20 protein-coding genes are annotated in these 18,480 nt (G+C 54.0%); 12 read left to right on the top strand and 8 right to left on the bottom strand.

Annotation, left to right across the window (positions count from 1 at the left end; all coding sequences use genetic code 11):
- The first annotated feature begins 1 nt into the window (after window position 1).
- Genes AB1N33_RS06450 through AB1N33_RS06435 form a run of 4 tightly spaced genes read left to right on the top strand, consistent with a single transcriptional unit; the run spans window position 2 to window position 3,150 of the window.
- The gene (locus AB1N33_RS06450; protein WP_411270725.1) at window positions 2–979 is read left to right on the top strand and encodes a COX15/CtaA family protein; all 978 of its coding nucleotides are present in this window, start codon (window positions 2–4) and stop codon (window positions 977–979) included.
- Window positions 972–1,895: a heme o synthase gene (cyoE, locus tag AB1N33_RS06445; protein ID WP_411270724.1), complete on the top strand. Its 924-nt coding sequence runs from the start codon at window positions 972–974 to the stop codon at window positions 1,893–1,895. Before AB1N33_RS06450 ends, cyoE begins: the two co-directional genes overlap by 8 nt.
- Window positions 1,892–2,563 (top strand): SCO family protein, encoded by a 672-nt coding sequence (locus tag AB1N33_RS06440; protein ID WP_411270723.1) that lies wholly within the window; start codon window positions 1,892–1,894, stop codon window positions 2,561–2,563. The genes cyoE and AB1N33_RS06440 overlap by 4 nt, the downstream gene beginning before the upstream one ends.
- Window positions 2,563–3,150, top strand: coding sequence for a GNAT family N-acetyltransferase (locus AB1N33_RS06435; protein ID WP_411270722.1), 588 nt, complete (start codon window positions 2,563–2,565; stop codon window positions 3,148–3,150). Before AB1N33_RS06440 ends, AB1N33_RS06435 begins: the two co-directional genes overlap by 1 nt.
- On the opposite strand, the gene AB1N33_RS06430 is transcribed toward AB1N33_RS06435, so the two are convergent.
- Window positions 3,147–4,208 (bottom strand): polysaccharide deacetylase family protein, encoded by a 1,062-nt coding sequence (locus AB1N33_RS06430; RefSeq protein WP_411270721.1) that lies wholly within the window; start codon window positions 4,206–4,208, stop codon window positions 3,147–3,149. The genes AB1N33_RS06435 and AB1N33_RS06430 overlap by 4 nt on opposite strands.
- Before the next feature lie 50 nt (window positions 4,209–4,258).
- On the opposite strand from AB1N33_RS06430, the gene AB1N33_RS06425 reads away from it, so the two are divergent.
- Entirely contained in the window at window positions 4,259–5,587 is a 1,329-nt protein-coding gene (locus tag AB1N33_RS06425; RefSeq protein WP_411270720.1) for an MATE family efflux transporter, read from the top strand.
- Here the strand turns inward: AB1N33_RS06425 and AB1N33_RS06420 are convergent, their stop codons facing one another.
- Window positions 5,588–5,806 carry a hypothetical protein gene (locus AB1N33_RS06420; protein WP_411270719.1) on the bottom strand — a complete coding sequence of 73 codons (219 nt, stop codon included), beginning with the start codon at window positions 5,804–5,806 and terminating at the stop codon, window positions 5,588–5,590.
- An 11-nt stretch (window positions 5,807–5,817) separates the two neighbouring features.
- A complete protein-coding gene (gene nfuA / locus AB1N33_RS06415; RefSeq protein WP_411270718.1) occupies window positions 5,818–6,396 on the bottom strand; it encodes a Fe-S biogenesis protein NfuA in 579 nt (192 codons plus the stop codon).
- Window positions 6,397–6,579: 183 nt separating this feature from the next.
- On the opposite strand from nfuA, the gene AB1N33_RS06410 reads away from it, so the two are divergent.
- Window positions 6,580–9,141, top strand: coding sequence for a M14 metallopeptidase family protein (locus tag AB1N33_RS06410; protein WP_411270717.1), 2,562 nt, complete (start codon window positions 6,580–6,582; stop codon window positions 9,139–9,141).
- A gap of 2 nt (window positions 9,142–9,143) precedes the next feature.
- Here AB1N33_RS06410 and AB1N33_RS06405 read toward each other — a convergent pair whose 3' ends face one another.
- Entirely contained in the window at window positions 9,144–9,893 is a 750-nt protein-coding gene (locus AB1N33_RS06405; RefSeq protein ID WP_411270716.1) for a ComF family protein, read from the bottom strand.
- 74 nt (window positions 9,894–9,967) lie between these two features.
- Here AB1N33_RS06405 and bioH point away from each other — a divergent pair, with 74 nt between their 5' ends.
- The 3 genes from bioH (at window position 9,968) to AB1N33_RS06390 (ending at window position 12,159) form a co-directional block, all read left to right on the top strand.
- Window positions 9,968–10,756, top strand: coding sequence for a pimeloyl-ACP methyl ester esterase BioH (gene bioH, locus AB1N33_RS06400; RefSeq protein WP_411270715.1), 789 nt, complete (start codon window positions 9,968–9,970; stop codon window positions 10,754–10,756).
- A 107-nt stretch (window positions 10,757–10,863) separates the two neighbouring features.
- Window positions 10,864–11,196 carry a hypothetical protein gene (locus AB1N33_RS06395; protein WP_411270714.1) on the top strand — a complete coding sequence of 111 codons (333 nt, stop codon included), beginning with the start codon at window positions 10,864–10,866 and terminating at the stop codon, window positions 11,194–11,196.
- A gap of 15 nt (window positions 11,197–11,211) precedes the next feature.
- On the top strand, window positions 11,212–12,159 hold the full coding sequence (locus AB1N33_RS06390) for a putative metalloprotease CJM1_0395 family protein (RefSeq protein ID WP_411270713.1): 948 nt from the start codon (window positions 11,212–11,214) through the stop codon (window positions 12,157–12,159).
- Window positions 12,160–12,170: 11 nt separating this feature from the next.
- Here the strand turns inward: AB1N33_RS06390 and AB1N33_RS06385 are convergent, their stop codons facing one another.
- Both AB1N33_RS06385 and greB read right to left on the bottom strand, forming a co-directional pair.
- Window positions 12,171–14,513 carry a Tex family protein gene (locus AB1N33_RS06385; RefSeq protein ID WP_411270712.1) on the bottom strand — a complete coding sequence of 781 codons (2,343 nt, stop codon included), beginning with the start codon at window positions 14,511–14,513 and terminating at the stop codon, window positions 12,171–12,173.
- A 127-nt stretch (window positions 14,514–14,640) separates the two neighbouring features.
- Window positions 14,641–15,126, bottom strand: a complete 486-nt coding sequence (gene greB, locus AB1N33_RS06380; protein WP_411270711.1) for a transcription elongation factor GreB — start codon at window positions 15,124–15,126, stop codon at window positions 14,641–14,643.
- Between the two features lie 232 nt (window positions 15,127–15,358).
- On the opposite strand from greB, the gene AB1N33_RS06375 reads away from it, so the two are divergent.
- Window positions 15,359–15,628 carry a hypothetical protein gene (locus AB1N33_RS06375; RefSeq protein ID WP_411270710.1) on the top strand — a complete coding sequence of 90 codons (270 nt, stop codon included), beginning with the start codon at window positions 15,359–15,361 and terminating at the stop codon, window positions 15,626–15,628.
- Window positions 15,629–15,944: 316 nt separating this feature from the next.
- On the opposite strand, the gene fkpA is transcribed toward AB1N33_RS06375, so the two are convergent.
- Window positions 15,945–16,739, bottom strand: a complete 795-nt coding sequence (fkpA, locus tag AB1N33_RS06370) for an FKBP-type peptidyl-prolyl cis-trans isomerase (protein WP_411270709.1) — start codon at window positions 16,737–16,739, stop codon at window positions 15,945–15,947.
- Window positions 16,740–16,877: 138 nt separating this feature from the next.
- Here fkpA and AB1N33_RS06365 point away from each other — a divergent pair, with 138 nt between their 5' ends.
- Both AB1N33_RS06365 and AB1N33_RS06360 read left to right on the top strand, forming a co-directional pair.
- The gene (locus AB1N33_RS06365; RefSeq protein ID WP_411270708.1) at window positions 16,878–17,873 is read left to right on the top strand and encodes a WD40 repeat domain-containing protein; all 996 of its coding nucleotides are present in this window, start codon (window positions 16,878–16,880) and stop codon (window positions 17,871–17,873) included.
- Window positions 17,866–18,111: a SlyX family protein gene (locus tag AB1N33_RS06360; RefSeq protein ID WP_411270707.1), complete on the top strand. Its 246-nt coding sequence runs from the start codon at window positions 17,866–17,868 to the stop codon at window positions 18,109–18,111. Before AB1N33_RS06365 ends, AB1N33_RS06360 begins: the two co-directional genes overlap by 8 nt.
- Window positions 18,112–18,169: 58 nt before the next feature.
- Here AB1N33_RS06360 and AB1N33_RS06355 read toward each other — a convergent pair whose 3' ends face one another.
- Window positions 18,170–18,376 carry a YheV family putative zinc ribbon protein gene (locus tag AB1N33_RS06355; RefSeq protein ID WP_411270706.1) on the bottom strand — a complete coding sequence of 69 codons (207 nt, stop codon included), beginning with the start codon at window positions 18,374–18,376 and terminating at the stop codon, window positions 18,170–18,172.
- Window positions 18,377–18,480 lie beyond the last annotated feature (104 nt).

Raw genomic sequence — 18,480 nt, 5'->3', positions numbered from 1 at the left:
CATGAAAAAGCTTGTGGTATTCAGTCTGTTTCTGGCTTTTGTCGTCATTATCCTTGGTGCATACACCCGGTTGACGGATGCCGGGCTGGGCTGTCCTGACTGGCCTGGCTGTTATGGCCATCTTACCGTACCGTCTGCTGATGAACATGTCGATGCTGCAAACGCCGCCTATCCCGAGCGTCCGGTTGAAGCGCAAAAAGCCTGGAATGAAATGATTCACCGCTATTTTGCCGGTACGCTGGGCCTGTGTATTCTGGCTATTGCGGTGATTGCTGTGGTCAAACGTGCGCCAGGCAGGCCACTGAAATTGCCGCTCGCGCTGTTGGCTCTGGTTGTGTTCCAGGCTGCCCTGGGGATGTGGACGGTGACCCTGAATCTGCTGCCGGTGGTCGTCATGGGGCATTTGCTTGGCGGGTTCTCGGTGCTGACCTGCCTGTTTATTCTGTATCTGAGGTTAAGCCACCACCCGCTTCCCGGTGGCGTGCAGCTGCCAGCACTGGCACTGCTTGGTGTGGTGATTCTGGTTGGTCAGATCGCGCTGGGGGGCTGGACGTCGGCCAACTATGCAGCGCTTGCCTGTACTGAGTTTCCGGTATGTGAAGGAAACTGGCAGAACACCATGGATATTGCCGGGGCGTTCAGCGTGCCCGAGGCACAGAATTATGAATACGGCGCCCACGATTATGCCGAGCGCATGACCATGCACATCATTCATCGCTTCGGTGCAGTGGTGACGTTTGTGTATCTGTTTGTGGTCGGGCTGATGCTGATGCGCCGCCAGACGCTGTCGCTTAAACGCGCCGCCGGCATGTTGTGGTTTGTACTGGCGCTCCAGGTGGCACTTGGGGTCAGCAACGTCGTTTTCAGCTTACCGCTTTTCGTCGCAGTAGCGCACAATGCTGTTGCTGCATGTCTTCTTCTGGTGATGGTTTGGATCACCTGGAAATTATCCCGGGCACATGGAGGTTACCATGGCTAAATCTGTCTCTGTTTCGGCGCCGTCTTCACGCGCATCCCGCACGCTCTCTGCCAGTTGGAGAGACTATTATGAAATGACCAAACCGAATGTGGTGATGTTGCTGCTGCTGACTGCGCTGGTGGGCATGTGTCTGGCCACACCAGGCTGGGTTGCGTGGCAAACGCTGGTTATCGGACTGGCTGGCATTGGGCTGCTGTCGAGTGCAGCGGCGGTTGTGAACCACGTGGTTGACCATAAAATTGACAGTCAGATGGCACGGACTTACAACCGGCCGGTGGCAAAAGGAAAGGTCAGTGGGGTGAAAGCCCTGACATTTGCCTTTGTGATGGCGTTGCTTGGTACGCTGCTGCTTGCTGTTTACATCAATGTGCTGACCGCCGTGCTGACGCTGGCCAGTCTGGTGGGTTATGCGGTGGTGTATACCATGTTTCTGAAACGCGCTACGCCACAGAATATTGTGATTGGTGGTCTCGCCGGTGCAGCGCCACCGCTGCTCGGGTGGACCGCAGTGACCGGTGAAATTCATTCACATGCCCTGTTGCTGGTACTGATTGTTTTTACCTGGACCCCGCCACATTTCTGGGCTCTGGCCATTCATCGTGAAAAAGAATATGCCAAGGCAAAGGTGCCCATGTTGCCGGTGACACATGGCGTGAGTTTTACCAAAACCTCGGTCCTGCTCTATACCATCTTATTGTGCCTGGTCTGCCTGCTGCCGTACCTGACCGGTATGAGTCATCTGATTTATCTGTTTGGCTCAAGTGCCCTGAACGCCGGATTCATGTATTACGCGTGGAAACTAAAATTTGCTGCTGAGGCAAACACTGCCATGCAAACCTTTAAGTACTCTATCGTGCATCTCATGTTATTGTTTGTGGTATTGCTGGTTGACCATTACATTCCATACAGTTTATGAATCAGAAAACACTTGTCGGGCTGGTCGCGGTTGTCGCCCTTATCGTCGGTGTTGTCGGCGCTATCTATATTGCACCACCAACACCCGAAAATGCAGCATCGGCACCGCAAACGCAGCCGGATACTGACTATTTCAGCTATTATCCGGCACCGCGTGCACTCAGTGAGTTTATGCTGACAGCCCACACCGGTGAGCCTGTTAATAATGAGACGCTAAAGAATCAGTGGACGCTGATTTTTCTCGGTTACACGTTTTGCCCGGATATCTGTCCGACCACCATGGCAGAACTCAATCGCATTTATCCGCAGCTTCAGGAAATTACCAGCAAGTACCCTATCCGGGTGCTGTTTATCTCGGTCGATCCCAAGCGTGACAGTATAGAGCGGCTGGCACAGTACGTGGGCTTTTTTAATCCGGACTTTATGGCGGCCACGGGCGAGCACAGTGAATTGTTCCCACTAGCGCGTAGTCTGGGCATGATGTATGCCATCGCCGAAAGCACGGATAAGCCTGATTACCTGGTCGATCACAGTGCATCGGTTGTACTGGTTGATCCTGATGCACAGGTTGTCGGACGCTTTAAGCCGGTGCTGGCGCCGGGCAAGCTGGCCGTGGCAGACGGCGATCACATTCTTGCTGACATGCCGCAGATTGTCAGTAGCCGATAATGATCACTATCCGTCAGGCTTGTGCCAGTGATGGCGAGCAGGCTGTGTCGTTACTGATGACTGCCGCCGGGCCCTTACTAACCCGCATTTTTGGCAGCGGCAGTGACGAGCGTGCGCGCGCATTTCTGGGCGACAGTTGGAACCGTGCGACAGGGCAGTACGGGTTTGAAAATCACTGGGTGGCCGAGATTGACCATACCGTTTGCGGACTGGTGACGGCGTGGCATTCAGCACTGCCTGAGGGCTTTGACCGTGCCACCCTTGATGCGATCACCGCGCACTTTGGTCTGGATGAAGCGCTCGATGTCGTGCTGCGAAGCCAGCGCTACAGTGCGTCGCTGCAGCCACCAAAAGCTTCCGAGCTGGCTGTCGGGCATCTGGCGGTCAGTCAGGACGTGCGGCGTCAGGGGATTGCCAGCGCACTGATGCAGGCTATGGACGAGCTGGCTCGGTCACTGAAAAAACAATATCTGGTGCTGGACGTCGAGCAGCGCAACCAGACTGCGGTCGCATTTTATTGTCAGCTTGGCTTTGAACAGACCGCCCTTACCCCGCCTTTTCTCCATCTGCAAAAACGCCTTGCCTAGTTGGGGTACCGGCCGAGCTTGTCGGCAATAAAAAATGGCTGCGAATACCAGTAAAAGCGCCCGCCTGCCTGGTGGGACGGCGCCGTGCAGTTGATACGGGAACGTCCTGTCGGCAGGGTCTGGTCAAACGTGATGTGTAATGTCTTTGCTTTAACTTTAACCGGCAGCGTGTCGCCTTCATAGAAACAGGCAACGCGATCCAATGCCACATCATCGCCGGCAATGGTCAGCGTGATGGCTGAATCCAGCGTGCGGGTGGTGCGTTCGGGATCGCTAACCGAGGATGCCGACACTGGCATAGATAATGAATTCAGTTTGGTTTTCAGGGTGTCCAGCCGGGCATAGCGACCGGCCGCCGGGAAGCGCGGCAGTGCCGCGAAATCGCTCGATGTGCCGGCTGCGCCCGAGTGTTGTCCGAAACCGGTATAGCCTGCATCACTGACTTTTCTCGCCAGTGCGGCATTGTATTCGCCGAACGGATAGGCCAGATAACGCAGTGAGGTGCCGGTTTTGTCTTTCAATATGGCTTCGGCCTCGGTCACGTCGTTCCACACCCGTGTCAGCCACGCTGCGTCATTTTCACCCGGCTTTTTCTCCAGCATGTGGATATGGTCAAGCGTATGATTTGCGAATGTGGCACCATGTTCCTGCATTTCATTTACCTGCGCCCAGCTTAGCTGTGACGGTGTGCGGTCAATCACCCCCGGATTAATAAAAATGGTGTACGGGAAACCGTATTGTTTAAGAATTGGATAGGCGTTGTGATAAATATTTTCATAGCCGTCATCAAACGTGATGACCACTGCGTTATCAGGCAGCGCGGTGCCCTCGCGCAGTGCCGTAACCACCTCAGGCAGGGGTAACACGGTGTGATGCTCAGCGAGATAGGCCATATGCTGCGCAAACTGCGCTGGCGCGATGCTGGTGCTGGCTGGTGTGTCTGTTGCAACATGATGATAAAGCAGCATGGCTGCACTGGGAGGCAGTTCGCCTGCGAAGGCCGGAGACGCGAGACTCAGCAACAGCGCTGCAGCGCGCTTTATTCGTAACCAACTCATGATAGACTTCTTCCTTCTTTAACTGCGCACAGTAAGCGTCTCACCACCAAATGACAAGTACAAGTCTCACAGACCGGACGGCACATAAGCACATGCTGGCGCTCGCGCTGCCCATGATCCTGGCCAATATTACCACGCCACTGCTTGGTCTGGTTGATACGGCGGTGCTTGGCCACATGGATTCATCGGCGATGCTGGCAGGCGCGTCAGTCGGTGCGCTTATTCTTACCCAGATCTATTGGGTGTGTGGATTTTTACGCATGTCTGCCACCGGGTTAAGTGCCCAGGCTCGCGGTGCGCAGTCAGACGCCGTGACACAGTCGGCAGCGGTGCTCTATCAGTCGATGAGTATCGCCATGTTACTTGGTCTGGCAGTTTTGTTGCTGCAATGGCCGATACTGCAAACCGGGCTGCTGCTCGCGTCGCCGGCGGATGCCGTAGCCAGTCATCTGACAGCGTATTTTTCTGTCCGGGTCTGGGGTGCGCCGGCAGCCATGGCAAATCTGGTGCTGGTCGGCTGGCTGGTGGGACAGCAGCAGACCCGAACGGTACTGGCAATACAAATTGTTGGCAATGTACTAAATGCGGCGCTGGATGTGCTGCTGGTTTATGGCTTCGACATGTCGGTTGGCGGGGTGGCGCTGGCCAGTGTTACCGCAGAATACACCATGGCGGTGATGGCGCTGGTCATCGCCCTGAAAAAATGTCATGGCATTGCGCCTGATCCTGCCTGGTTTAATCGCGCGGCCCGCAAGGTACTGTTTGCATTAAACGGCAATATGCTGCTGCGAAATCTGGCATTGCAGCTGTGCCTGGCATTTCTTACCCTGAAGGGTGCCAGGCTGGGCGAGGTGCCGGCCGCGGTGAATGCGGTACTGATGCAGTTTTTTGTCCTCATAGCGCTGGGACTGGATGGTATCGCTTACGCGGTAGAGGCGCTGGTGGGCGAAGCGAAAGGGGCCAGAGATGAGCGGCTTATCACGGAGCATACCCAGCGCGGCCTTATCTGGTCATCGGGCTTCGCGGTGGCGTATTCGGCGGTATTTTTTGTGTTTGGTGATGTGATTATTGCGCTGCTCACTGAGCATAAGGCAATCCATGAGGCGGCGGGAGCGTATTTGCCTCTGATGGTGCTGTTGCCACTGGTCGGGCACTGGTGCTTTTTGTTTGATGGGGTCTTTGTTGGGCTAACCCGTTCCGCTGCAATGCGCGATACCATGCTGTTTAGCGCGCTGGTGATTTACTTTCCCGTCTGGTGGCTGACAGCGGAGCATGGCAATGTGGCGCTGTGGTATGCCCTGCTTGCTTTTCTGCTGGCACGCGGTGTGTCACTGGGTGTCGTGTTTGTCCGGCTCAAACGCCGGCACGCGCTGTGCTGATCAGCGTTTTTTTCCTGATGGTGGCTTTAATCCGCTAAAGCGGCTGATGAAAATGCCGGCGTATCCCCACATCGCCAGCACGAAGCCTACGGTGAGTAACATCAGCGAGACGACATAAAAGGCAATGTGCAGATCGCCTGCACTAAGCAATAGCAGCGCGCCGGGCGCAAATAGTAGCAGCCCGGCTTTAAAGCGCTGCCAGCTTCGTAATACATCCATGGTATGTCGGCTTAGTAGTAAGAATGCTCTCCGGCCTGGTGCTCGGTTGCATCACGTACCCCTGTCAGTTCGCCGGCAAACTGTTCCAGCATTTGCTTCTCAATGCCGTCTTTCAGGGTCACATCAACCATTGAGCAGCCATTACAACCGCCACCAAACTGCAGTACCGCAAAACCATCCTCAGTAATTTCAACCAGCATGACCTGACCACCATGATTGGCAAGCTGCGGGTTGATTTCTGTCTGAATGAGATAGTTAACACGCTCTACCAGCGGCGCATCGTCAGCCACTTTTTTGGCTTTGGCATTCGGGGCCTTCAGGGTAAGTTGTGATCCCATCTGGTCGGTTACAAAGTCAATTTCTGCTGCTTCCAAAAACGGCGCACTTTCTTCATCCACCACGGCATCGAAACCATTAAACGGAAGACGGATGTCGTTATCTTCGACAGCGTCAGGTGGACAATATGACACACCGCACTCAGCAGAGGAGGTACCCGGGTTTACGACGAACACCCGAATATTTGTGCCAGATTCTTGTTTTTCCAATAACTTAACAAAGTGAGCTTGTGCTTCTTCTGATATAGTAATCATCAACAAGTCCTACTAATTACGAATGTGGGACTATGATAACAAATTTACTTGAGTAAAGCAGTCAAGTATTACAAGGATTTCAAAATACACCGGAACGTCGACAAAACAACAAGAAACAACAGGAAGATTATGGCTCATCCACGACCCTTACGTTTACGCCGTCGCATTCTGCGATCGCTCCTCATGTCCGTTCTCTTTTTTTACAGCGCCGTGTCGCTGGCGGTTACCGTCAGTGCCGATACAGGTGGTCGCCCTACTACCGACTATCTGCCCGCTGATGTGACTTATGACCCTGCGATTCCTACCCCGGAATCTGTACTAGGGGCGCAGGTAGGCGAATGGCACGTCCGTCATGACCAACTGGTGAACTACATGTACCGGCTGGCTGAAGCATCTGACCGAGTGACCATTGAGGAAACCGGGCGTACCCATGAAAACCGTCCGCTGTTGCTGCTAACCATTACCGCGCCACAAAACCGCGACAAACTTGAGTCGCTGCGCCAGAAAAATGTAGCAGCGTTTAACGGTGAAGCCACCGTAAGTGACGATGATCCGCTGGTGTTTTACCTCGGCTACAGTATTCACGGTAACGAACCATCAGGTGCTAATGCGTCACTGCTGATTGGCTACTACCTTGCCGCTGCACAGGGTGATCGCATCGACGCCCTGCTGGATAACAACATTGTGTTGCTGGATCCTTCTTTCAACCCGGATGGCCTGTCACGGTTTGCGCAATGGGCGAACATGCATAAGGGCAAACAGCTGGTCTCAGATCCGCAAACCCGGGAGCATGAGGAAGGCTGGCCATCAGGGCGCACCAACCATTACTGGTTTGATTTAAACCGCGACTGGCTATTGCTGACTCACCCTGAGTCGCAGGCGCGCATTCATCAGTTTCATCACTGGCGTCCACATGTGCTCACTGACCATCACGAAATGGGCACAAACAGTACGTACTTTTTCCAGCCCGGGGTGCGTTCTCGTAAAAATCCGATCACGCCTGACGGTAACGTGACCCTGACCGAAGCCCTCGCGGAATATCACGCCAGGGCATTCGATAAAAACGGCAGACTGTATTACTCCGAAGAAAGCTTTGACGATTTCTACGCAGGGAAAGGGTCAACCTACCCTGATTTGCACGGCAGTATCGGCATCCTGTTTGAGCAGGCGAGCAGCCGCGGACACCTGCAGGACTCTATCAACGGTCCTTTGGCATTTGCCGATACCATTCAGAACCATGTGACAACCACCCTGAGCACCATCGAAGGGTCGCTGGCCAATAAACCTGCTATTCTGAGTTACCAGAACCGCTTTGTGAAAGACACCGCCAAAGCCGCGAAAGACGATGATACGGCGGGTTATCTGGTTAAGCGTACAGCTGACCATGGCCGCTTTGATGCGATGCTGGCGCTGCTCGAACAACACCAAATCCGTTTCGACGTGGTCAGCAGTAATACTGAGATTGACGGCTTTCGCGTCAGTGCTGGTGAGGCCGTTTATATCCCCTTACAGCAACCGCAGTATCGTCTGATCAAGTCGCTGTTCTCTACCCAGACATCGTTTGAGAACAATACGTTCTACGACGTGTCTACCTGGCATATTGGCTATGCATTTAACCTGGACTACCAGGCGGTAGACAGCCGTGACGGCCGCAAAGTGAAAACCGCCACCAATGCCATGCTGAATACCACCTCACCCAGTGGTGCAGTTGACAATACAGCCTATGCTTATGCCATCGAATGGTATGACTATCGTGCGCCCGCCGCCCTGCAGATGCTGCTGGAGCATGGCGTAACGGCACGGACTGCCGGTAAAGCCTTTACCGGAGTACTGAGCAACGGCAACACGCATGACTTTGCCCGTGGCACGGTGGTTATTCCCAGCGGGCTGGCCCAGCCGGATAACCTGGCTGAGCTGCTTGCAGATGCTGAAGCCAGCTACCAGGTTCGGGTATATTCGATGAAGACCGGTCTGACGCCATCAGGGATTGATCTTGGCAGTCGCAACATGGAGCCGGTCAGTCTGCCAAATATCATGCTGGTGGGCGGTGAAGGCACCAGCGAGTATGAAATTGGTGAGCTCTGGCATTATCTGGATACGCGGGTTGGCGTACCAGCCAGTCTTGTGGAGAAGCACCGTCTTGGTCGCGTGAACCTGTCTGATTACACGCACATTATCCTGTCATCGGGCCGGTACAACGACTTGTCCGACGAGGTCACAGATGCGTTATCAGCCTGGGTGAAAGCGGGTGGTGTACTGATTGGGCAAAAATCGGCCCTGCGCCTGTTTTCAGAAAAAGGCTGGCTGGATATTGATATTGCCGACCGCGATACCATCGACAGTGCGTTTGACACCTCCACCATGCGCTATGAGGACCGTGACGATCTGTATGCCCGTAAACTGGTCGCCGGCTCGGTTTACGAGGCGTCGATAGATACCTCACATCCGCTGTTCTTTGGCTATCAGTCAGATACGCTGCCGATGTTCAAAACCAGCAACATGATTGTGACCAGCAACAATTCACCATTTACTACGGTTGCGCGTTATACACCGACGCCTCTGATGGCTGGCTACAGCGCGCCTGAACTGCAAAAGCTGATTGGCGATACGACCGCCGTCGTTGCCGAGCGCAAAGGCCGTGGTGTGGTCATCGGTTTTACCGATAATACCCAGTTCCGCGGTTACTGGTATGGCACCAGTAAACTGATGGCCAATGCCATTTATCAGTCTGCGCTGATCCGCTGACACTACGCCGGGAGATCAGTCTGATCTCCCGGCATGTATGGCCGTTTTGCTGGTGTTATCGCCATCACCCAGACTTCAATGCGGATGTGTTTGTAAGTTTGCCTGAGCAGACCGGCAAGCACATCGGCTGTGATACCTGTGGTCATCACGTCATCGATAATGGCCACATGCCTGCCACAACAATCAAAGAATCTGCGGTCATACGCCGGATTGAGCGAGTACACCGCGCGGGTTGCGCTGAGTCGCTGATGACGGTTAAGGCTGTGCTGCGGCCGGCCCCGGGTACGCCACGCCCAGTCAGCGATAACCGGAACCCGGGTTTTTTCATTGATTGCACAAGCTATCTCGCGTGCCTGATTATACTGGCGGGAGAGATAGCGCCCCGCGTACAGCGGTACCGGCAGTAATACGTCCGGCAACGGACAGTTTCGCCTGCTCAGCATACTGTCGGCAAACCAGTGTCCAAGCAATCGCGCAATTGCCGGCTTATGCCGAAACTTCATGCTGTGTATTAACGGGATAAACGGCCATTCATACCAGCCGAGCGCATACAGCGCTTCCAGCCGGGCATGCCGGACCTGACGTGCGACCAACGGCCGTCGTAACAGGTTGATATCGCCGGGCGTGTCTGAAAACAACTGGCTATCGGCCCTGCACCAGCGGCAAAGCGGCTCAGCGCTGGCCTGATGGCACAACAGACAGGATAAACTCGGTAGTCGCCACCGACGTAATAACTGGCGCCAGGCTGTCATTTCGTCTTCGTCAGGATATTGCGCAGAGATTGCAGCATGCTACACTACCGCCGGTTTTTTATGAGGACGCTATTGTGACACCATCGCACAGCTCGTCATCCCTTGTCAGCCGGTCAATGGGTACAGGCCCGGATCTGGTTTTTCTGCACGGTTGGGGCATGAATAGCGGTGCTTTTTCCTCATTTACCCCCTTACTCGACCACGCTTACCGAATCACCCTCATCGACTTACCCGGATTTGGTAACAATGCCGCGCATGTGCCATCGCCTTACACGCTGGCGTCACTGACAGACAGTGTGTCTGCTCTTATCCCTCAGGGCAGTGTGGTTGCGGGCTGGTCACTCGGTGGCATGGTGGCGCAGGAACTGGTAAAAACGCGTCAGGATATTCGTGCGCTGGTAACCATCGCGTCCTCGCCACGGTTTGTGGCCGGCCAGTGCTGGCCCGGCATATCGCCTGATCTGCTGGCCCAGTTTGAAGACCAGTTAGAGCATGATTATAAAAAAACCATCGAGCGGTTTCTTGCGATACAGGCGATGGGCAGTGCAACCGCACGTCATGATATCAAAGCGATTCGCACTGCAATAGAAGGGTTCCCGTCGCCCAGTCCACAGGCGCTTCAGGCCGGGCTGCGCATCCTCGGACAGGCGGATCAGCGTGACTGGGTAGGCCGTCTGTCGGTGCCGACACTGCGCATTTTTGGCCGTCTGGACTCGCTGGTACCAACCAGTGCGATTGATCGTATGTGTGAACTCCACCCACAGGCAGATACCGTGGTGTTGCCTCATGCGTCCCATGCACCGTTTATCTCCCATCCCGAGCAAACCGCCAGCATCCTCGATAAGTTTATTGCCGCGCTGTAAGCGACAAACGCGGGATGACGATGCCGGCCCGATCATTCAGGGCTTTAAATTTGCCCCGATTTGATTAATAATTAAACACAAGGTATGAGGTAAGGTAGGGTAGCAGTATGCCCAGTACAATCGACAACGGTATAAACAGCGCCATTGCGTCTGGTCTGTATGGCCTGAATTCGGCCAGCAAAGGCATAGAACAGGCATCGCTTAATATCGCCCAGCGGACCACCCAGCAGAACCCGGCTGAAACTGGCCCTGCTGCGTTGCTTAAAGAGGCGTCGGCAGACGGGCTGGAAAACCTTAAGGGCACGCTGCCGCAGCCGGCAGGTAACCTGACCTCGGATTTAGTTTCTTTACAGGTGAACGGGATCAATGCCCAGGCGTCAGCGAAGGTGCTGGACACGGCGTTTGATACCGTTGGCACCATCATTGATACCCTGGCCTGAGCGAACTGATACGCGATGAACATTGTCACCCCCATCCCAACAACGCTGGTGATGCCTACCGCCAACCCGAATACGGAGTCGGCGCGGCGGGACAATGTACTGCGTGAAACTATTCCGCAATCAGCTGAAGCCGATCAAAGCTCATCACAAAAAGGGCTGGGCTCAGACACTGAGCGGGCACGCACCCCGGGGCAGCAGCCTGCGCCCCTGACCTACGAACGTCCACAGATTCAGTCTGGTGCCGGCCAGCTTAGTCAGTCGCTCGGCGGCGACGACAGCGCAGATAAAGACAATGCAAGCGACGAAAGTGCCGGTAAACAAGCCGCACAGGAGCAGCAGCGCGAGGCGGTTCAGCAGGAAGTCGAAGAACTCAAGGCGCGCGATCAGGAAGTGCGCACTCATGAACAGGCACATGCTGCTGTGGGTGGCCAGTATGCAGGTTCACCACAGTATGAATTCACGCAGGGGCCGGACGGCCGTCGTTATGTAACCGACGGTGAGGTGTCGATTGATATTTCTGAAGCACAGACGCCAGAACAGACACTTAAGAAAATGCAGCAGGTACGCTCGGCAGCACTGGCGCCGGCACAACCGTCTTCGCAGGACTTAAAAGTTGCCGCTGAGGCGGGACAAAAAGCGTTTGAGGCGCGTCTGGAAATTGCTGAAAAACGCCAGCAGGCGGTATCAGACAGCGCAACACAAACGCCCGACGCGTCAACCATTACTACTCCTTCACTGGACGACATTGTTGATCGTCAGCAGGTTTCACCGCCGACCCGCGCGCTGGATGATGCTATTCTGTCGGCGCAGGATGCCATTCGGGAAGATAACGCAGCGCAGCGTCAGGGCGGGCGCCGTTCACTGGAGATAGGTCCGGAGATGGCCGGTCGGATTTCGGTGATCCAGCGTGCGTATAATGCCGCGGTGACGCCGGCAAGCGCTGGCTTCCAGGCCAGCGCCTGAGCGCATTTCGTTTACTTGCCTTTAGCCTTGGCAAAGGCATCTGCAAACGCATTCCCCATTGCACTGTTTCCCGGTTGTGAAGACGGGCGCGCAGCATGTTTTCGGCCCGATGCTTTTTCGCCAGATGCAGAACCTCCTTTCCCTTTCTGGCCTGAACGCGGTTTTTGCTGACCGGACTGGCTACCGGGCTCATCCTGCAGGCGCATGCTGAATGAAATACGTTTGCGCGCTACATCAACCTCAATCACCTTCACCTTCACAATGTCGCCGGCTTTGACGACATCACGCGGATCAGAGATGAATTTGTCGGTCATCGCAGAAATGTGTACCAGACCGTCCTGATGGACACCAACGTCAACAAACGCGCCAAAATTCGCCACATTGCTGACAACCCCCTCCAGGATCATGCCCGGCACTAGGTCTTTAATGGTTTCTACTCCTTCTTTGAAGGCGGCAGTTTTAAACTCAGGACGCGGATCGCGACCCGGTTTATCCAGCTCTTTGAGGATATCCCGCACAGTAGGCAGACCAAACTCGTCGCTGGTGAAAGTGTCTGGCGAGAGCGTTTTCAACAGCGCGGTATTGCCGATGAGATCATTAACCGCGACCTGGGTGGTGTCGACGATTTTATCGACCACAGGATACGCTTCCGGGTGAACCGCCGAGGCGTCCAACGGGTTTGTACCATTCACGATGCGCAGGAAGCCGGCGGCCTGTTCGAAGGCTTTAGGGCCCAGGCGCTCAACACTCAGCAGGCCCTTTCTGTCTTTGAACGCACCATGGGCGTCACGAAAGGCGACGATATTATGCGCCAGCGTGCGGTTAAGTCCGGATACATAGCTAAGCAGTGCCGGCGATGCGGTATTCAGGTCAACACCGACGGCGTTTACGCAGTCCTCAATCACATGATCAAGTGACTTACCCAGCAGGCTCTGATTGACATCGTGCTGATACTGGCCAACGCCAATGGCTTTGGGCTCAATTTTTACCAGCTCAGCCAGGGGATCCTGCAGACGACGGGCAATCGACACGGCGCCTCGCAGCGAAACATCAAGATCAGGCAATTCGTTCGATGCCAGTTCGGAGGCAGAGTACACCGACGCCCCCGCTTCGCTGACCATGATTTTCTGTGCACTGATGTCGCTGTTTGCCTTCAGCATTTCTGCGACAAGCTTGTCGGTTTCACGGGATCCTGTGCCGTTCCCAATACTGATCAGCTCAACCTTATGCTGTTTGCACAGCGTTGCCAGCGTGCGCATAGATTTGTCCCACTGATTCTGCGGTGCGTGGGGATAAATCGTGTTGGTTGCTACCACTTTGCCCGTGGCATCGACAATGGCCACTTTAACGCCCGTACGCAGACCCGGGTCCAGTCCCATTGTTACCTTCGCGCCCGCGGGTGCGGCCATCAGCAGGTCATTGAGGTTCTTCGCAAACACATTGATGGCTTCTTCTTCAGCGCGTTCTCTTAGGCTGGCAAACAGCTCGGTTTCCATGTGCAGCGAAATTTTGATGCGCCATGCCCACTGTACCACCTGCGCCAGATAAGCGTCGCCCGGACGTCCCTGCTGACGAATGTCGTAGTGATCGGCAATGATTTGCTCGCACTGTGACGGGCCCGTGTTATCTTCCTGCCCGGGGTCGGCATCAATGTGGATGTGCAGCATACCTTCGTTGCGCCCCCGGAACATGGCCAGAGCCCGGTGTGACGGTACGCCCTTGTATTTTTCATTATGGTCAAAATAATCTTTGTATTTAACCGCGTCCTGCTCTTTGCCTGGTGCCACTTTACTGACGACAAAGGCATGATTAATCAGGTAGTGTCTGATTTTTGCCAACAGCCCGGCGTCCTCGGCGAAGCGTTCTATCAGAATATACCGGGCACCTTCGAGTGCCTTTTTCTCATCATCAACGCCGGCATCGGCATTAATGAAAGCCCTGGCTTCGTCTTCTGGTACCAGTGACGGATCAGCAAACAGTTTATCTGCTAGCGGCTCCAGGCCGGCTTCAATCGCTATCTGACCTTTGGTCCGACGGCGCGGTTTATACGGCAGGTAAAGATCTTCGAGCGTGGTTTTGCTGTCTGCGCCAAGCAGCTGGGATTTCAGCGTGTCGGTGAGTTTACCCTGCTCATCAATCGACTTGATGATGACCTGACGGCGATCCTCGAGTTCACGCAGATAGGTTAGCCGCTGTTCGAGCGTACGCAACTGGGTATCGTCAAGGCCCTGGGTAGCTTCTTTTCTGTAGCGGGCAATAAACGGGACTGTCGCACCTTCGTCCAGCAGAGCGACGGCAGCTTCAACCTGCGCCGGTTTAACGGCAAGTTCCTGGGCAATTTTTTCTAAAATCATAAGAGTCTGTTGAGAAAATGTCAGTGTATGTTGCTGAAACCAGCATTAGCAGAAGATGGTTACAGATGAATTGCAAACAAGTGGCCAGAGTATATCACTGTTGGCCTGCGACGGAATAAGATTAACGTCACAGGCGGTCATCTGTCTCATACCAGATGCGGTTGATGAGCCATTCATGCTGACCAGCCTCGGTTTTCACCAGTACCTCGTCATCCTGTTGTTTGCCAACCAGTGCGCGGGCCATCGGCGAGTCTATTGAAATGTAATCCTTGCGGCCGAAAATTTCGTCATAGCCTACCAGTCGCAGTGTCAGTGTCCGGCCCGTGTCGTCTTCAATTTCTACCCACGCGCCGAAAAACACCTTGCCTTCCTGCTCAGGGCTGTAATCAACCACCTTCAGGTATTCGAGGCACTTACGCAGATAACGCACACGCCGGTCAATCTCGCGCAGTTTCTTTTTGTTGTACTGATAGTCTGCATTTTCGCTGCGATCACCTAAGCTGGCCGCCCAGGTTACCTTGCGCGTGATTTCGGGGCGTTCATCCCGCCACAGCACATCCAGTTCATTACGCAGGCGGTTGTAACCGCTGCGTGTAATCAGAGGGGTTTTCACAGTGTTCGCGTCCGATAATCAGAAAAACCTATAAATAGTTGGGATTACAGGAAAAAAAGCAATATATTAGATAAAAAGTATGCAATGGCTAATGGGTTATCACCCGTGGACGATAACATGCAATGTGCCGCAGATGTACTGCGCCACAGGAATGTTTTTTATTTGGAACGAAAACCTTTTTCGTCCGGTCATAGTAAAAGCATATAGTCACCTTAAATGGCAGAGCCTGATAATGCACGACGAACTGACAAAAAACGGTGTGAGTCGCAATCGCACTGGCGCTTACGCGACCAGCGCGACGCTATTCGGCTTTCTGTTATTTTTAACCGGGGCGATTCTGGTTCTGGTGGGGATGCTGGATATTCTGGTGCGCATAGACAGTCTGCGAACGGCACTCTACCTGGTAATTGGCCTGGCGATGTATAAACTGGGCCATTCTATCCTTAATCATTTTGCTACGCTGCGAACCGAGCGTGAACGTAGAAAAAGCCACGCACGCTAAGGTATGCTGAGTGAGTGTTGATTCACTCTCGCTATATCGCACTTATTAGTTGAAACATCCCGTTCTATCCAGCGTCTGCTTATCACAAATTATTCCTAAAACGGGGCTGCCTGTCCCAGCGAATTTTTCTCGCTGAACTATACTTACAGTGATTCGGAAGAATTGCCTACGACGAATAACCCGGATAGCGATTCGGGTAACGTGCCAGACACATCGTGCGTGTCATTGCACGTAGGGAAAAGGTGAGCAGGGATTACGCTGTGCCAATAAAAAAGCCGACGTTACACCGTCGGCTTTTGCTTGTCTGAAAGACCGCTTAGTCTTCGCTGGTCTCGTCTGAACTATCCGCGTCGTTATCTACAACTTCCAGCAGCTCCACATCAAAGATCAGTGTAGAGTTAGGCGTGATAGCGCCCTGAGCGCGCATGCCATAGGCCAGGTCAGCCGGGATATGGAAGCGGTATTTCGCACCTTCTTTCATCAGCTGCACACCTTCCGTCCAGCCTGAGATAACCCGGTTAAGCGGGAATACGGCTGGTTCGCCACGAGAATAAGACGAATCGAACTCAGTGCCGTCAATCAGTGTGCCGCGATAGTGCACTTTCACCGTATCTTCTGCAGCCGGGCTGTCACCTTCACCCGCTTCAAGCACTTCATACTGAAGACCTGATTCAGTGGTCACTACGCCCTCACGCTTGGCGTTCTCAGCCAGGTAGGCTTCACCCTGGGCTTTATTCTCTTCAGCCTGCACCTGCGCCATTTCCTGTTGCTTGGCGCGCAGCGCCTGTTCGCCCTGCTGTGCAAACTGCTGAATTTCCTGCTGTGTAAATTTCAGCGTGTCATTCATGCCATCTTCAAAACCCTGTCTGAGCGCGGCCTGATCCATCGGGCTACCCAGTTGCTCTTGTTGCTGAGCGCGCTGTTGCACGAACAGGCCCATGCTGGCGCCCATCGCGTACGCTTGTTTCTGTGCGTCGGTCATTTGCTCGGCTGCCATTTCCGTGCTGGCATTATTGCCTGCTGTTTTGCTTTCAGCGTTATCAGTTTGAGGCTGGCATGCGAACAAACCCAGCGCGGCGACAGTCGATAAAGCGACTAGCGACTTTTGCATATACGTCTCCATTTGTGATTTTTGACTTCGTGCGACATTTTATAAAAGGGCCCGTTGGGGGCGTCCCGTCGCGATAGGTCAGCGTCGAATTCCATGCTATGGTAAACGCAGCAGACCTAAAGCGAAACCCATTTGATTATGTTTAAGCCGCATTTGTTCCGTTCGATAGGGTTACTCATCGTAGCGATTGGGGGACTCAGCGGGTGTACGGTGCCCGATACCACCCCCGTCAAAGTATGGCGATACGTTGAAGACGGCGCCTATGCCGCGGATATTTCCGGCGACGGCGAGCTTGTCGTTGTCAGTGGTGTGCAAAACGGCATCAATGTCTGGCAGGTGGGTCAGGAAACACCACTGTATCAGTGGGCGCATCAGGGTGAAGGCAATAATCAGGTTGTATCGCTGCATATCGCTGCCGACAAATCGGTTGTGGTGACGTCGGACCGCGAGGCCTTTGCATTATGGAGCATGGAGACCGGTGAGCCAGTCGGGTTCTGGCGCATCGACGAGTCATCGATACGGGATGTGGCCGTCAGCAATCAGGGACGGGGGATCCTGGTGGCACGTTCCTCGGGTCGGATTATGTTCTTTGAGCCGGAAACACTGCGACGCCTCGAGTTTATGGGGCATCAGGAGAAAGTGAACAGTATCGATATTTCTCCGAATGGGAAATATGCCCTGTCTGGCGGGAATGACTACACCGCCTACCTTTGGAGTACCGAAACCGGCCAGATCATTCATACCTTTACCCATCCTACCCGTGTAACAAAAGTCGCGCTGGACGATCAGGGCCGTTATGCGTTTACGGCTGGCAGTCAGGACAAATCTCAGATTTGGGATATTCAAACAGGTGAACCGGTCAGCCAGTTGCAGTATATTGCGCGCCAGAAAATTTTTACCGATGCTGTATTTTCTGAAGACGGTAAATACTTACTTACCGGCTCGCCCTCAAGACAAGTTTACTTATGGGACGTGAAAACCGGGGAAAAAGTAGAAGCCTGGCAGGTCGCTGTGCGCGAATCCTCGCCGATGCCCACGGCCGTTGTGTATGGCGTTGGTTTTGCCGGTGATGACCACATCATTACCCAGAGCAGCAGCGGACTTGCGGAATTATGGAAACGTCACAATGAGTAAACATTCAGTAACCGATTCAGATGCACTGGCCAGTGCGCTGGCTGAAATTGAAGAGCTGCAGACCAAAGTGGCTTTTCAGGAACATACTATCGACGCGCTCAACGACGCGCTGGCGGCGCAGCAAAAACAGCTGGATGATGTCACGTTTAAGCTAAAACATGTGATTGACCGGGTGAAAAGTATCCAGCCGTCGAATATCGCCAGACAGTCAGAAGAAACGCCGCCACCGCACTATTGACCGGGGGCGGTGGTTTAATCTGCCTGGTCGCGAGTGTCAGCCAATGACACAGGGCAGGCTATTCAGGTTTGAAGACACCAATCACGTTTTCATTCTGACGTGACACCTTCGCAATGCGCTCATCCGCCTGCGACTCTGCATAACCGCACGCCACACACTCCAGTTTTTCCACATTGTTCTCAAAATACAGAGAGATGGTGTCCAATGCCTTGCACTTAGGGCAGGTCGCCCCGGCGACGAAGCGTCGTTTTAACCGTTTTGACATACTGCAAAGTTACCTGTCTGAAGCGCAGAAAAGGATCTGCGGCGAATATGTTTCAGTGAATGTTAAATTATACAGATTTCACGCGGCTTTGATCAGTCTTGGAT

The organism is Alteromonas nitratireducens, from assembly GCF_040812025.1.
GTDB classification, from domain to species: domain Bacteria; phylum Pseudomonadota; class Gammaproteobacteria; order Enterobacterales; family Alteromonadaceae; genus Alteromonas; species Alteromonas nitratireducens.
This window is presented reverse-complemented; position numbering and strand designations above follow the sequence as displayed.

What these genes read in the sequence shown, in the direction of transcription:
- fkpA (WP_411270709.1), bottom strand. Translation starts at nt 16,739, where the DNA reads ATGCAAAAGTCGCTAGTCGCTTTATCGACTGTCGCCGCGCTGGGTTTG.
- AB1N33_RS06440 (WP_411270723.1), top strand. Translation starts at nt 1,892, where the DNA reads ATGAATCAGAAAACACTTGTCGGGCTGGTCGCGGTTGTCGCCCTTATC.
- AB1N33_RS06420 (WP_411270719.1), bottom strand. Translation starts at nt 5,806, where the DNA reads ATGGATGTATTACGAAGCTGGCAGCGCTTTAAAGCCGGGCTGCTACTA.
- AB1N33_RS06410 (WP_411270717.1), top strand. Translation starts at nt 6,580, where the DNA reads ATGTCCGTTCTCTTTTTTTACAGCGCCGTGTCGCTGGCGGTTACCGTC.
- AB1N33_RS06395 (WP_411270714.1), top strand. Translation starts at nt 10,864, where the DNA reads ATGCCCAGTACAATCGACAACGGTATAAACAGCGCCATTGCGTCTGGT.
- AB1N33_RS06365 (WP_411270708.1), top strand. Translation starts at nt 16,878, where the DNA reads ATGTTTAAGCCGCATTTGTTCCGTTCGATAGGGTTACTCATCGTAGCG.
- AB1N33_RS06355 (WP_411270706.1), bottom strand. Translation starts at nt 18,376, where the DNA reads ATGTCAAAACGGTTAAAACGACGCTTCGTCGCCGGGGCGACCTGCCCT.
- AB1N33_RS06360 (WP_411270707.1), top strand. Translation starts at nt 17,866, where the DNA reads ATGAGTAAACATTCAGTAACCGATTCAGATGCACTGGCCAGTGCGCTG.
- cyoE (WP_411270724.1), top strand. Translation starts at nt 972, where the DNA reads ATGGCTAAATCTGTCTCTGTTTCGGCGCCGTCTTCACGCGCATCCCGC.
- AB1N33_RS06405 (WP_411270716.1), bottom strand. Translation starts at nt 9,893, where the DNA reads ATGACAGCCTGGCGCCAGTTATTACGTCGGTGGCGACTACCGAGTTTA.
- AB1N33_RS06430 (WP_411270721.1), bottom strand. Translation starts at nt 4,208, where the DNA reads ATGAGTTGGTTACGAATAAAGCGCGCTGCAGCGCTGTTGCTGAGTCTC.
- AB1N33_RS06435 (WP_411270722.1), top strand. Translation starts at nt 2,563, where the DNA reads ATGATCACTATCCGTCAGGCTTGTGCCAGTGATGGCGAGCAGGCTGTG.
- AB1N33_RS06390 (WP_411270713.1), top strand. Translation starts at nt 11,212, where the DNA reads ATGAACATTGTCACCCCCATCCCAACAACGCTGGTGATGCCTACCGCC.
- AB1N33_RS06425 (WP_411270720.1), top strand. Translation starts at nt 4,259, where the DNA reads ATGACAAGTACAAGTCTCACAGACCGGACGGCACATAAGCACATGCTG.
- AB1N33_RS06375 (WP_411270710.1), top strand. Translation starts at nt 15,359, where the DNA reads ATGCACGACGAACTGACAAAAAACGGTGTGAGTCGCAATCGCACTGGC.
- nfuA (WP_411270718.1), bottom strand. Translation starts at nt 6,396, where the DNA reads ATGATTACTATATCAGAAGAAGCACAAGCTCACTTTGTTAAGTTATTG.
- AB1N33_RS06385 (WP_411270712.1), bottom strand. Translation starts at nt 14,513, where the DNA reads ATGATTTTAGAAAAAATTGCCCAGGAACTTGCCGTTAAACCGGCGCAG.
- AB1N33_RS06450 (WP_411270725.1), top strand. Translation starts at nt 2, where the DNA reads ATGAAAAAGCTTGTGGTATTCAGTCTGTTTCTGGCTTTTGTCGTCATT.